Annotated in this window: 12 protein-coding genes; 7 read left to right on the forward strand and 5 right to left on the reverse strand. The window is 63.9% G+C overall.

Annotation, left to right across the window (positions count from 1 at the left end):
* Positions 1-13: 13 nt before the first annotated feature.
* A complete protein-coding gene (locus BH93_RS17235; protein WP_032376841.1) occupies positions 14-1,288 on the forward strand; it encodes a hypothetical protein in 1,275 nt (424 codons plus the stop codon).
* A gap of 22 nt (positions 1,289-1,310) precedes the next feature.
* Here the strand turns inward: BH93_RS17235 and BH93_RS17240 are convergent, their stop codons facing one another.
* A complete protein-coding gene (locus tag BH93_RS17240; protein ID WP_052065717.1) occupies positions 1,311-2,435 on the reverse strand; it encodes an adenosine deaminase in 1,125 nt (374 codons plus the stop codon).
* Between the two features lie 245 nt (positions 2,436-2,680).
* Here BH93_RS17240 and BH93_RS17245 point away from each other — a divergent pair, with 245 nt between their 5' ends.
* Together BH93_RS17245 and BH93_RS17250 are read left to right on the forward strand one after the other, a co-directional pair.
* Positions 2,681-4,183, forward strand: coding sequence for an APC family permease (locus tag BH93_RS17245; protein WP_037176700.1), 1,503 nt, complete (start codon positions 2,681-2,683; stop codon positions 4,181-4,183).
* A 19-nt stretch (positions 4,184-4,202) separates the two neighbouring features.
* A complete protein-coding gene (locus BH93_RS17250; protein WP_032376839.1) occupies positions 4,203-5,057 on the forward strand; it encodes a universal stress protein in 855 nt (284 codons plus the stop codon).
* A gap of 75 nt (positions 5,058-5,132) precedes the next feature.
* Here BH93_RS17250 and BH93_RS17255 read toward each other — a convergent pair whose 3' ends face one another.
* Complete coding sequence (locus tag BH93_RS17255) at positions 5,133-6,554, reverse strand: NAD(P)/FAD-dependent oxidoreductase (RefSeq protein ID WP_037176698.1); 1,422 nt, start codon at positions 6,552-6,554, stop codon at positions 5,133-5,135.
* Positions 6,551-8,056 (reverse strand): gamma-aminobutyraldehyde dehydrogenase, encoded by a 1,506-nt coding sequence (locus tag BH93_RS17260; RefSeq protein ID WP_037176696.1) that lies wholly within the window; start codon positions 8,054-8,056, stop codon positions 6,551-6,553. Before BH93_RS17260 ends, BH93_RS17255 begins: the two co-directional genes overlap by 4 nt.
* 142 nt (positions 8,057-8,198) lie before the next feature.
* On the opposite strand from BH93_RS17260, the gene BH93_RS17265 reads away from it, so the two are divergent.
* Together BH93_RS17265 and BH93_RS17270 are read left to right on the forward strand one after the other, a co-directional pair.
* Entirely contained in the window at positions 8,199-8,663 is a 465-nt protein-coding gene (locus BH93_RS17265) for an Lrp/AsnC family transcriptional regulator (RefSeq protein WP_032376836.1), read from the forward strand.
* Positions 8,660-10,027, forward strand: coding sequence for an aspartate aminotransferase family protein (locus BH93_RS17270; RefSeq protein WP_037176694.1), 1,368 nt, complete (start codon positions 8,660-8,662; stop codon positions 10,025-10,027). The genes BH93_RS17265 and BH93_RS17270 overlap by 4 nt, the downstream gene beginning before the upstream one ends.
* Positions 10,028-10,052: 25 nt before the next feature.
* Here the strand turns inward: BH93_RS17270 and BH93_RS17275 are convergent, their stop codons facing one another.
* Positions 10,053-11,336 carry a thymidine phosphorylase gene (locus BH93_RS17275; RefSeq protein ID WP_037176692.1) on the reverse strand — a complete coding sequence of 428 codons (1,284 nt, stop codon included), beginning with the start codon at positions 11,334-11,336 and terminating at the stop codon, positions 10,053-10,055.
* Positions 11,329-11,742: a cytidine deaminase gene (locus BH93_RS17280; RefSeq protein WP_037177115.1), complete on the reverse strand. Its 414-nt coding sequence runs from the start codon at positions 11,740-11,742 to the stop codon at positions 11,329-11,331. The genes BH93_RS17275 and BH93_RS17280 overlap by 8 nt, the downstream gene beginning before the upstream one ends.
* Positions 11,743-12,076: 334 nt before the next feature.
* Between BH93_RS17280 and sdhC the strand changes: the two genes are divergently transcribed.
* Together sdhC and BH93_RS17290 are read left to right on the forward strand one after the other, a co-directional pair.
* The gene (sdhC, locus tag BH93_RS17285; RefSeq protein WP_032378103.1) at positions 12,077-12,418 is read left to right on the forward strand and encodes a succinate dehydrogenase, cytochrome b556 subunit; all 342 of its coding nucleotides are present in this window, start codon (positions 12,077-12,079) and stop codon (positions 12,416-12,418) included.
* On the forward strand, positions 12,418-12,870 hold the full coding sequence (locus BH93_RS17290) for a succinate dehydrogenase hydrophobic membrane anchor subunit (protein WP_027496419.1): 453 nt from the start codon (positions 12,418-12,420) through the stop codon (positions 12,868-12,870). The genes sdhC and BH93_RS17290 overlap by 1 nt, the downstream gene beginning before the upstream one ends.
* The last annotated feature ends 1 nt before the right edge of the window (position 12,871 follow it).

Here is a 12,871-nt window from a genome sequence, read left to right on the forward strand (position 1 = left end):
TAGGCTTCGCGCCATGGCTGGAGACATCATCCCGATCGAACTCGGTCTCACCGCCGGTGACTTCTCGACACTGTGGGCACCGGAGTGGCGAGAAGGCGACGACGAGTGGGAGGCATTCCTCGGACACGAGGAAGATCTGTACGGATTCTCGACCGTCGCAGAGCTCGCGGCGTTCGTCCGATCCGACGACGACAACGATCTCACCGACCATCCGTCGTGGCCGGTGGTCTCCGCCCTGGCGGCGTATGAGCTAGAGCCCGACGATCTGCATCGCTTCGATCTGGTAGCGGTACCGGAGCTGGTGGCCTCGGACCCCGAAGCCGACGTTCTCGCCGAACTGCAGGCAACCTTCGACATCGTCGCCTCCATCGGTGATGTATGCGAATTGCGCCCCGTCACAAGCTTTTTCGGAACCAATCCGTTCGTGGGGGCAGTCGGCGGAGGCGTCGAGAACTTCCTCGGTCGTGAGGGAGCCGAACTGTGGGATCGCATCGGAGCGGCGGTTGCCAAACACTGGGACGACGTACTGGACGCAGTCGACTCCATCGTCACCTCGCCCGACGTCGATTCCGCTGCCGTTGCCGTAGCAGAAGCCGAGATCACAGCTGCGGCCGAGAATGCCGTCGACGCCGATGACGCCACGGACGACATCGACTCCGATTCCGACGAGGAAGACGAAGACGACGATTCCGAAGACGACGATGTCGATCGTGATCCGATCGCCGCGGCGGCCGCCGAGGAAACGTTCTGGACAACTGTCGGCATCGATCCGATTCGCATCATCACCTCGGACGACACGCTGTACACCCTGCGTTGCTACCTCGGCGACAAACCGGTGTTCCTCGGCCGCGGCGGTGCGATCAGCGTGTTCGGCTCCGAGCGCTCGCTCGCCCGGTACCTGGCCGATGATCACGACCACGATCTCGCTCAGGTCAGCACGTACTCGGACATTCAGACCGCCGCCATCGACGGCTCGCTCGACATCACAATCACCGACGACAACGTGTACGTGCTCCCCGGCCTGGCCGACGATCTCGCCGAGGGCCCGACTGCGGTCGATGCCGATCAGCTGGATCTGGCCGTCGAGTTGTTCACCGATGCAGCCGATTTCGCCGGTGACACATCCGTCGAGGAGGCGCTCGCCACGTCGACGCCGTTGGGCTGGTACGTCTCGTACACCCTCGAACCGAGTCCCGATCGACTCGCTCCGAGCGCGCCGTTCGCCGTCGAGGCCGAAGCATGGCGCGCGCTCGAGCGCGAGTTCGAGGGCCGGCTCCGCAAGAAGTAGTGACCGGCCCTCGCGCGGAGGGTCAGCCGATCAGGACCGCATAACCGGGCTTGATGACGTCGTCGATCAGCGCCAGCCGCTCGTCGAACGGTAGAAACGCGGACTTCATGGCGTTGATGGTGAACCGCTCGAGATCACTCCAGCCGTAGCCGAAGGTCTCGACGAGCTTGACCATCTCGCGACTCATCGAGGTGTCGCTCATCAACCGGTTGTCGGTGTTGACGGTCACCCGAAAGCGTAGGCGTGCAAGCAGATCGAACGGGTGTGTCGCCAAGGACTCGACCGCGCCGGTCTGCACGTTGGAACTCGGGCAGAGCTCGAGCGGCATCCGGGTGTCACGCACGTATGCGGCCAGCAAACCGAGCGTGGGCGAGCCGTCGGCTTCGTGGGTGATGTCGTCGGTGATCCGAACTCCGTGACCGAGCCTGTCGGTCCCGCAGAACGCCACTGCTTCCTGAATGGACGGCAGACCGAAGGCTTCGCCCGCGTGAATGGTGAAGTGTGCGTTGCTTGCTCGCATGTACTCGAAGGCATCGAGGTGTCGACTGGGAGGAAAGCCCGCTTCGGCACCGGCGATGTCGAAGCCGACGACGCCGCGATCGCGGAATCGAACCGTCAACTCCGCGATTTCCCGCGAGCGAGCCGCATGTCGCATCGCGGTGAGCAGGGTGCCGATCGTGATGTTCTTGCCTCGCACCTTGGCTGCGGAGATCCCCGCCTCGAAACCCGCGAGGGTATGGGTGACGACCTCGTCGAGGGTCAGTCCGCGTTCGAGATGCTGCTCTGGGGCGAAGCGCACCTCGGCATACACGACGCCGTCGTCGGCCAGATCCTCGGCGCATTCGCGCGCCACTCGGAACAGCCCTTCGGGGGTCTGCATCACGGCGACGGTGTGCGCGAACGTCTCGAGGTACCGCACGAGCGAACCGCTGTCGGCGGACTCGCGGAACCATTCGCCCAACGCCGCGCCATCAGTGGCGGGAAGCCCGTCGTAACCACACTCGTCGGCCAGTTCCAGCACGGTCTGCGGCCGAAGTCCGCCATCGAGGTGATCGTGCAGCAACGCCTTCGGAGCTGTCCTGATCGACGCGAGATCGAGTGGCGCACTGCCACCGATCGAAGACTGTGTGTTCTCCGTGGTGCTCATGTGTCGACGGTAGCGCGCAGCCCGTTCGTACGCGCGTCCGCCGGAACCCCTCGGCGAGTCCGCGGATTCCGGCGAACCCTGCTACTTCTGCGACCCATTTCGTTGCATTGTTACTCCGATGAAAACAATTCCGTCGATACACAGCGAATCGGCGACGGAAATCGTAGTGTTCATCCAACACACGCGACCGATTCTGTCGGGTCTCCTTCCGACGTCCTCGGTCGACTCGAACCTCGGAGAGACCTATGTCGATTGCGGAACCGCCGAACACCATTCCGGGTAAGGGACTCAACACCGGCGCTCTCGGGTTGGTCGGCAACATCGTCATCGGACTGTCGGCGGTGGCGCCGGCTTACAGTCTGGCCGCCACCCTCGGCTACGTCGTCCTGGCCGTCGGCGACAAAGCACCGTCGATGTTCCTCATCGCTTTCGTCCCGATGCTGCTCACGGCCTTCGCCTACCGAGAATTGGGACGCGACACCCCGGACTGCGGAACGTCGTTCACCTGGGGCACCAAGGCGTTCGGCCCGTGGGTCGGCTGGATGGCGGGATGGGGGCTGGCAGTCTCGGCGATCATCGTGCTCGCCAACGTGGCCGAGATCGCTGCCATCTACCTGTTCGAGTTCCTCGGCCTGTCGGACTTGGCGGAGTCGACTGCGGCAAAGGTCGCACTCGGTTCGTTCTTCATCGTCTCGATGACCTACGTCAGTTTTCGCGGCATCCTGATCAGCGAACGCATGCAGAACGTGCTGCTGGTCGTGCAGTTCGGTGTCCTCATCGGAGTGTCGGTGACGGCACTGGTCAAGGTGGGTACCGGCACCGCCGGACCTCAGGCCATCACGCCCCAGTGGAGTTGGTTGGTTCCCACCGGGGTGACGATGTCCGACGCGGCCCAGGCCATCATCCTGTGCATCTTCATCTACTGGGGATGGGACGCCTGCCTGGCCGTCGGCGAGGAAACGAAGGATTCGGAGAAGACGCCGGGACGTGCCGCGGTGATCACCACGCTGATCCTCGTCGCCACATACGTTCTCGTCGGATACGCCGTGCAGTCGTTCGCCGGCTTCGGCGATACCGGCATCGGCCTGAACAACCCGGACAACGTCGACGACGTACTCACCATTCTCGGAGATCCCGTCGCCGGCTCGATCGTGGCGTCCTTGTTGTTGCTGACCGTCTCGATCTCGGCGCTGTCCTCGACTCAGACGACCATTCTGCCCACGGCCCGAGGAACCCTGTCGATGGCGGTGTACGAGGCCATTCCCAAGCGGTTCGCCAGCGTGCACCCCAAGTACATGACCCCAGGCTTCGGCACACTCGTGATGGGGGCCGCGGCCCTGCTGTTCTATCTGGTGCTCACCTTCGTCAGCGCCAACGCATTGCAGGATTCGGTGGCCTCGCTCGGGCTCGCGGTCGCGTTCTACTACGGCATCACCGCGTATGCGTGCACCTGGTACTTCCGCCGGACGCTCTTCTCGTCCGTCCGAAACCTGTTCATGCGCGGCATCTTTCCGTTTCTCGGCGGACTGTCGATGACGTGGGCGTTCGTGCAGAGCGCAATCGACATGATCAAACCCGACTACGGTTACACCGTCTACGGACCGATCGGCGGAGTGTTCGTCCTCGGCGTCGGCATGCTGGTACTCGGAATCCCGCTGATGCTGCTGTGCTTCGTGGGCAACAAGGACTTCTTCAAGGGCAAGACACTCACCGCGTCCACCGAAGTCAAGGTTCCGGACACTTACTAGAAGAGAAGGACCGAAGCTCATGAAGATCACCGTCGGCTACCTCGCCACTCCCAGCGGCGACGACGGCGTAGCCCTGGCCATCGCCCTCGCTCGTGCTCTCGACGCCTCCATCGACATCGTGCTGGTCATGGCCGTGGACGAACCGGTCATGGAGGGCAGCGGACCGTACCGAAAAGTGCTGGAGGCGAAAGCGAAGGGTTGGGTGGACGACGCCGCTGCCCAGGTCCCGTCGGGTATCGCGGTCACCACCCACGTGCTCTCGCACGAGTCTTTCGCCCGGGCCCTCATCGACTTCGCCGTACAGAACGATGCCGACATGATCGTCGTCGGCGGCGCAGGCGACGGTCTGTTGAATCGGCATTCGATCGGGTCGGTTGCCGGTCAGCTTCTGCACGCCTCCGAAGTGCCACTGGCACTCGCACCTCGGGGCTACCGGCTCTCCGACGCTCCGATCACCGACCTCACCGTCGCTGTCCCCACCCGGGCATCGGCCCCGAATCCGTTGCCGTTCGCGATCACTCTGGCCAGCGCGGCGCACGTACCGGTCCGGTTGGTGTCGCTGGTGTCTCTCGAATCGACCGGAGCACCGAGCGACGAGACCTCACTGGACACGCGTCGACGACAGGTCGCCGCCGCGCAGGAGAATCTCGAGCACGCGGCCCGCACTCTCCCCGATATCGACGGCTTGCAGTCGATCGTCGCCGACGGGTCTTCGTTGGACGAAGCCATGGGCAACCTCGACTGGAAGCCGGGCGATGTGCTGTTCCTCGGATCGAGTGGGTTGGCGAGCCCCAAGCGGGTGTTCCTCGGATCGAGTGCGGCCAAGATACTGCGGGCCGCCCCGGTGCCGGTGGTCGTCGTTCCGCACGAGTAGAGCGGCTTCGCCGCATGTGAGCGAAACTTCGTAGCAGGGGTCGAGTTTCCGCGCACGTGCGGCGCAGCCGCTCCCTCAGCTGTCGAAGCCCAGACCCAGCGCGTCCATTCCCTTGAGCCACAGTCCCCGCCGTCCCTCGTTACGGTCTGCGCGAGCGAATTGCGCACGAGTGATGTTGATCCCGATCGACTTGAGGGGCTCGGGTGGAAACGGCAAAGGCTTGGTACGCACCATTTTCAACCGTGTTCGTTCGGTATCGCGCCCGTCGAGCAGATCGAGGGCGGTGCGGGCTCCGAAGTGCGACGCGCCGACGCCGAGGCCGGTGAACCCGGCCACCGAGGCCACCCGTCCGTTCATGCCGAGATCCCAAAAGGCGCTGAACCGCGAGCACGTGTCGATCGATCCGCCCCAGGCGTGGGTGGCGCGGATTCCCTCAAGGCTCGGGAACATCTGCAGCAGGTGTTCGGCGAGCAAGGCGAACTCTTCGGGATGCTGGGTGTGCCTTGGATCGGTGTCGCTACCGTAGAAGTAGTGGGCGTCCCACCCGCCGAACAGGATGCGATTGTCCGCAGTCAACCGGAAATAGTGGAATCTGTTGCCGGAGTCGGCCAATCCTTCACGGCCGGACCAGCCGATGTCGGCGAGCTGAGACGGACTCAGCGGCTCGGTCATGATGACGTAGTCCCACACGGGCACGATCCAGTGACGGAGCTTTCGTCGCAACGACTTCGATGCCGAGGTGGCCAACAGAACCTTGCCCGCCTCGATGGTTCCGTAGCCTGTCTTCACCCGAATACCGTTGCCGGACTTGTCGATCGACAGTGCCTTGGTGTTCTCGTGAATGTGTACGCCGAGCGATTCGGCCGCGTCGGCCAGGCCCCAGGCCAGTTTGGCGGGGTCGATCATCGCGACATCGGGGTCGAACAGTGCACCGCGCGCCATCGGTGAGGTGAACTTGGACTGCACTGCAGCGGCGTCGAGGTATTCCATCGGCTGCGACAGGCGTGCACCCTCGTCACCGAGCTCTCGCAGGTCGTCCACCTGCCAGTAGAAATTGGCGATGTCGAGCTCGCCGGTGCGTTCGATGTCTGCGTCGATTCCGTACTTCTCCGCAGTCGCGCAAATCGCGTCGAGCGTCTCCGTGCCCATCCGCAGCAACTCGGGTAGTTCGTCGGCATACCGGTCGAGCCCGTTGCTCAGTCCGTGCGTCAGGCTGGCCGCGCAGAAGCCGCCGTTGCGACCGGTTGCACCCTCGGCAATGCGGTCGCCTTCGAGCAGCACGATCGATTGGTTCGGGTTCTCTTCTGCCGCATGCACCGCCGCCCACAGGCCGGTGAATCCGCCGCCGACTATCACCAGATCTGCCGTTGCAGAGCCGGTGTGCCGACTGCGCGGAGCGGGCCGTTCGGGACGGTCGAGCCAATAGGACTCCGGTGCCGCGCCCGCCACCATCGCCACGCCGCGGTCGGTGGGTTCGGTTGCCCATGATGCGCTCATCGGGCGTCCTCCTGTGCTTCGGGATCGGCCGACGCGAAGACCGTTCGATGCCAAGCCTTTCGAGCCACACCGGTGATGTCGGTCATGACGTGTTTGACGGTGAGGTACTCGTCGAGCGAGTAGCTCGACATGTCCTTGCCGAAGCCCGAAGCCCCGAATCCTCCGTGTGGCATCTCGCTGATGATCGGAATGTGATCGTTGATCCACACACAGCCGGCCGCGATCTCACGCGTCGCTCGTCCTGCGCGGTACACGTCTCGGGTCCACGCGGAGGCGGCGAGTCCGAACGCAGTGTCGTTGGCGCGCCGGATCGCATCGTCGTCACCATGATGCTTGGACACCGTGAGCACCGGGCCGAACACCTCGTCGCGATAGATCTCGTCCTGCTCGCCGACATCGGCGACCAATGTCGGTGGGTAGAACGCACCCCTGCCCTCAGGAACGCGGCCACCGGTGACGATCCTGGCTCCGGTGTCGCGAGCTCGATTCACCATGGCCGCAACACGATCGCGATGAGCGATCGAGATCAACGCACCCATGTCGGTTGCCGGATCGGTCGGGTCTCCCATCACGACGCGTCCCATCAACTCGGCCACTCCAGCAACGAAGTCCTCGTACAGGGATTCTGCGACGATGGCGCGGGTGGCCGCCGTGCAGTCCTGGCCGCCGTTGATCAGGGATCCGGCGACGGCACCGTGAATGGCGGCATCGAGATCCGCGTCGTCGAACACCACCAGCGGTGCCTTGCCGCCCAGTTCGAGCTGCACCCGAGTGCCGTGAACGGCGGCCTGCGCCATGACTCGCCTGCCGACGGGAGTCGAACCGGTGAAGGTCATCAGATCGAGGCCCTCGTGCGAGGACAACGCGACCCCGGCATCTTCTCCGGTTCCGGTGACGACGTTGAACACGCCGTCGGGAACTCCCGCCTCGGTGGCCAAGCGCGCCAGACGCAGTGTGGTCAGCGGAGTGAGTTCGCTGGGCTTGAGCACGATGGCGCACCCGGCCGCGAGAGCCGGAATCGCCTTCCACACCGCCATCTGCAGCGGATAGTTCCACGGGGTGATCGACCCGACGACTCCGACGGCGTCGCGGCGAATCGACGAGGTGTGCTCGCCCGAGTACTCCGCAGTGGCCTTGCCGTCGAGGTGCCGTGCCGCTCCGGCGAAGAACTCGATGTTGTCGGTGCTGCCCGGCACGTCGAACTCCGTTGCCAACCGCACCGTCTTGCCGGTCTGCGCCACTTCCTCGGCCGCGAAGTTCTCGGCATCGGCGGCAACCAGCCGAGCCAACTCCGTCAGGACCGCGCTGCGCTCAGCGGGCGTTGCGCCGGACCATTCCGAAAACGCCGACCGAGCATGTGCGAGTGCCGAATCGACGTCGTCAGCCGTCGCCAAGCCGACTTCGGCCACCACTGCTCCGGTCGCGGGATCGTCGACGGCATATCGCTGACCACTACCGTCCACCGCGCGTCCGTCGATCCAACAACCAGGAATGTTCGCCATACCTGCACAGTACCGTCGAAGCTACTGATTCTCTCCGTTTCGGACCTTACGACAACTGATTCTGTCGTCCAGATAGACAATTGATACGCATTTCATCGTCGAAGGGTTGTGTTCACCGCCTCGACAATGACAAGATCAACGCATGCCCGAGCAGCCACCCATCGCACTCGACGACGTCTCCAAGGCGATCATCGAACAACTCCAGGAGGACGGGCGACGCTCGTACGCCGCGATCGGCAAAGCTGTCGGTCTCTCGGAAGCCGCTGTCCGCCAACGTGTTCAACGTCTGACGGATTCCGGCGTCATGCAGATCGTCGCGGTGACCGATCCGGTACAGGTCGGATTCAAGCGGCAGGCCATGATCGGCATCAAGTGCACCGGAGACAGTTATGCGCTGTCCGAGGAACTGTCGGCGATCGACGCGATCGACTACGTCGTCCTGACCGCAGGGTCGTTCGACGTCGTCGTGGAAGTGGTCTGCGAGGACGACGAACAGCTTCTGCAGATTCTCAACAAGCAAATCCGCAGTCTGGACGGAGTCACCAGTACCGAAACCCTGGTCTATCTCAAACTCGTCAAGCAGCAATACAATTGGGGAACACGATGACACGAACGACAGCCGAGCTCGACGCCTCCGCAGCCAAGCACCTGTGGGGCCACTTCACCCGCCACGGTGCCGGGGTCACACCTCCGATCATCACCCGCGGTGAAGGTTCGACCATCTGGGACTCGAACGGCAAGAGTTACATCGACGGGCTGTCGGGCCTGTTCGTGGTTCAGGTGGGGCACGGCCGCGAGGAATTGGCCGAGGCGGCAGCCAAGCAGGCAACGGAATTGGCCTTCTTCCCGCTGTGGTCGTACGTCACCGAACCGGCCATCGAACTTGCCGAGCGCCTCGCCGGCTACGCCCCCGGCGACCTGAACCGGGTCTTCTTCACCACCGGCGGCGGCGAGGCCGTCGAGAGCGCATGGAAGCTCGCCAAGCAGTACTTCAAGAAGGTCGGCAAGCCCGGCAAGCACAAGGTGATCTCGCGGGCCATCGCCTATCACGGCACGCCACAGGGTGCGCTCGCGATCACCGGAATTCCCGCGCTCAAAGAGCCTTTCGAGCCGTTGACGCCGGGCGCGTTCCGAGTCCCGAACACCAACATCTACCGCGCTCCCGCTCCCCTGGATACCGACCCGAAGGCGTTCGGAATCTGGGCTGCGGATCGCATCGCCGAGGCCATCGAATTCGAGGGCCCCGATTCGGTGGCCGCGGTGTTCCTCGAGCCGGTCCAGAATGCCGGGGGTTGCTTCCCGCCCCCGCCCGGATACTTCGAGCGGGTCCGCGAGATCTGCGACCGCTACGACGTCCTCCTGGTCTCGGACGAGGTGATCTGTGCGTTCGGACGGATCGGATCGATGTTCGCCTGCAACGACTTCGGCTACGTTCCCGACATCATCACCTGCGCCAAGGGATTGACCTCGGGCTACTCCCCGATCGGCGCAATGATCGCCTCCGACAGACTGTTCGAGCCGTTCGACGACGGCACGTCCAGCTTCGCCCACGGCTACACCTTCGGCGGCCACCCCGTCTCCGCTGCGGTCGCCATGGCCAATCTCGACATCTTCGAGCGCGAGGGGATCAACGCGCATGTCGCAGACAAGGCACCGGCGTTTCGCGCGACGCTCGAGAAACTGCACGATCTGCCGATCGTCGGGGACGTGCGCGGCGAAGGGTTCTTCTACGGCATCGAACTGGTCAAGGACAAAGCCACGAAGGAAACGTTCAGCGATGCCGAAGCAGAACGCATCCTCCGCGGGTTCCTGTCGACCGCTCTGTTCGACGCAGGGCTGTACTGCCGCGCCGACGATCGCGGCGATCCGGTAGTGCAGCTGGCTCCGCCGCTCATCTGTGGTCAGAAGGAATTCGACGAGATGGAACAGATTCTGCGCAGCGTCTTGACCGAGGCGGGGAACCTGATCTGACCGAGACTGCTACTGGCCGAGCTCGTTACCGACCGATGCGGTCGATGACGAGAGGGCTCGGCTCGACAGCCGTGGCACCGAGTTCCCAGCTCCCGACGAGTGCTTCCTGCGCGTACTCGAAACGCTCGGGAGTGTCGGTGTACAGGGTTGCGAGCCGATCCCCGGCCCGCACCCGATCCCCCGGCTTGGCATGCAACCGCACACCGGCCGCGCTCTGCACCGGCTCACCCTGACGCTCGCGGCCTGCCCCGAGCCGCCACGCAGCGAGTCCGACGCCCATCGCGTCCAACCCGGTGACGACGCCGTCCTCGGTTGCAATGAATTCCTGGCTCTCCCGGGCGACGGGCAACGCGGCATCGGGATCGCCGCCCTGCGCGGCGATCATCGTCCGCCAACGGTCCATGGCCGAGCCGTCGGCGAGTTTGTCGGCCGGATCGATGCCCTCGATCCCGGCCGCTGCGAGCATGGTGCGTGCCAGCGTGATCGTCAGCTCCACGATGTCGGACGGGCCGCCTCCGGCCAGTACCTCGACCGACTCCTGCACTTCGAGCGCATTGCCTGCAGTGAGCCCGAGCGGGGTGTCCATGGCCGTCAGCACCGCCAGAGTGCGCACACCCGCATCGGTTCCGAGCTCGACCATCGCGGTCGCGAGCTCGCGCGCATCGTCGACGTTCTTCATGAACGCGCCGGCACCGACCTTCACGTCCAACACGAGTGCGCCGGTGCCCTCGGCGATCTTCTTGCTCATGATCGAACTGGCGATCAGCGGAATCGACTCGACGGTTCCGGTCACGTCACGCAGGGCATAGAGCTTCTTGTCGGCAGGAGCCAGATCGGCACCGGCGGCGCAGACGACCGCACCCACCAACGGATCGGCCAGGATGCGGTGCATCTCCTCACCGCTGAGGTCGGCTCGCCACCCGGGTATCGACTCGAGCTTGTCGAGCGTTCCGCCGGTGTGCCCCAGGCCGCGCCCCGACAGTTGCGGCACCGCTGCCCCGCACGCGGCGACGAGGGGAGCCAACGGCAGCGTGATCTTGTCTCCGACACCGCCGGTCGAATGCTTGTCGACGGTGGGCAGCGGCAGTGCCGAGAAATCCATGCGGGTGCCCGAGGCGATCATCGCGCCGGTCCACGTACTCAGTTCCCGACGGGACAATCCGCGCAACAGAATTGCCATCGCCAGTGCCGACATCTGTTCCGGCGCGACGGTTCCGCGAGTGAACTCCGCGATCACCCACTCGATCTGTTCGTCGTCGAGAACGCGGCCGTCGCGCTTCGCGCTGATGATCGATACGGCGTCAGGCATGGTTGTTCACGCGTCCTTCGTCGAGGTTGTCGGGTCCGAATGCATCCGGAAGCAACTCTGCCAGTCGACGCGGTCCCGAGGTGGTGTCGACGAGCAGATCCGGGCCGCCGAATTCGAACAGCAACTGCCGGCATCGCCCGCACGGCATCAGGATCTCACGCCGAGAATCGCAGCAGGAGAAGGCCACGAGTCTGCCGCCGCCGCTCGAGTGCAGGTTCGAGACCAACCCGCATTCGGCGCAGAGCCCCAAACCGTATGAGACATTTTCCACATTGCACCCAGTGACTATTCGGTTGTCATCCACCAGAGCGGCCGCACCGACCGGAAAGTTCGAGTACGGGGCGTAGGCATGTCGCATTGCCTCATGAGCATTGTCGCGCAACGTATTCCAGTCGATTTCGTCCATGGTTACCCATCCAATCACGCCGTCTGAATTGATGCAGAGATCTGCCCCGAACTTCGATTGGGAATTGGGAAGGCAAACCTAACACCGAATTTCGGCACCGTACGAACCTCGAGTCGAATTAGTTCCGTGTTTCGAATGGGTTTACAGTTTCGAGTAAGCGGCTAGTACAACCAGCACTAGGGCCGAATCGCGACAAATCGAGCCAGGACAAGACCGGCCACCGGGCTCGAAGCGTCCACCAACGACGTTGGAGGCATTGCACTCGATGAGTAGCACGACGGAAGTCGCTCCGGTCAAGGAGCGCAAGCGGTCTCTGTACCGCGGGGACCCGGGCATGTGGTCCTGGGTTCTGCACCGCATCACTGGCGTGTTGACGTTCTTCTTCTTGTTCGTCCACGTCCTCGATACGGCGATGGTTCGGGTCAACCCCGAAACGTACGACGCCATCATCGAGACCTACAAGACCCCGCTCGTCGGCCTGATGGAACTCGGCCTCGTTGCCGCGGTGCTGTATCACGCGCTGAACGGCATTCGGGTCATGCTGGTCGATTTCTGGTCCAAGGGACCGCAGTACCAGAAGCCGATGCTGTGGGTCATCGCAGTCGTCTGGCTCGTCGTCATGATCCCCGGCGCGGGACGAATCTTCTACAACATGTTCACGGCGGGTGGTCACTGATGTCGACGCAGGGTCCCGAGGCGAAAGTACTCGGCACGAACTACGACCGTCCGGCCAGCTTGGCCAACCCTCGTTCACCCCGTCGGCAGAGCAAGGGCAACTTCGAGCTCTACGCGTGGCTGTTCATGCGCTTCTCGGGTCTGGCACTCGTCGTGCTGGTGCTGGGACACATGTTCATCATGCTGATGCTCGACGACGGTGTGCACCGCATCAACTTCGCCTTCGTGGCCGGTCGCTGGGCCAGCCCGTTCTGGCAGTTCTGGGACCTGACGATGCTGTGGCTCGCTCAGCTCCACGGCGGCAACGGCCTGCGCACGATCATCGCGGACTACTCCCGCAAGGATTCGACGCGATTCTGGCTGACCACGTTGCTGGTGCTGTCGATGATCCTGATCATGGGCGTCGGCACCTACGTCATCTTCACGTTCGATCCCAACATCTCGGCGAGCTAAG

This window comes from Rhodococcoides fascians A25f, from assembly GCF_000760935.2.
Classification (GTDB): Bacteria; Actinomycetota; Actinomycetes; order Mycobacteriales; family Mycobacteriaceae; genus Rhodococcoides.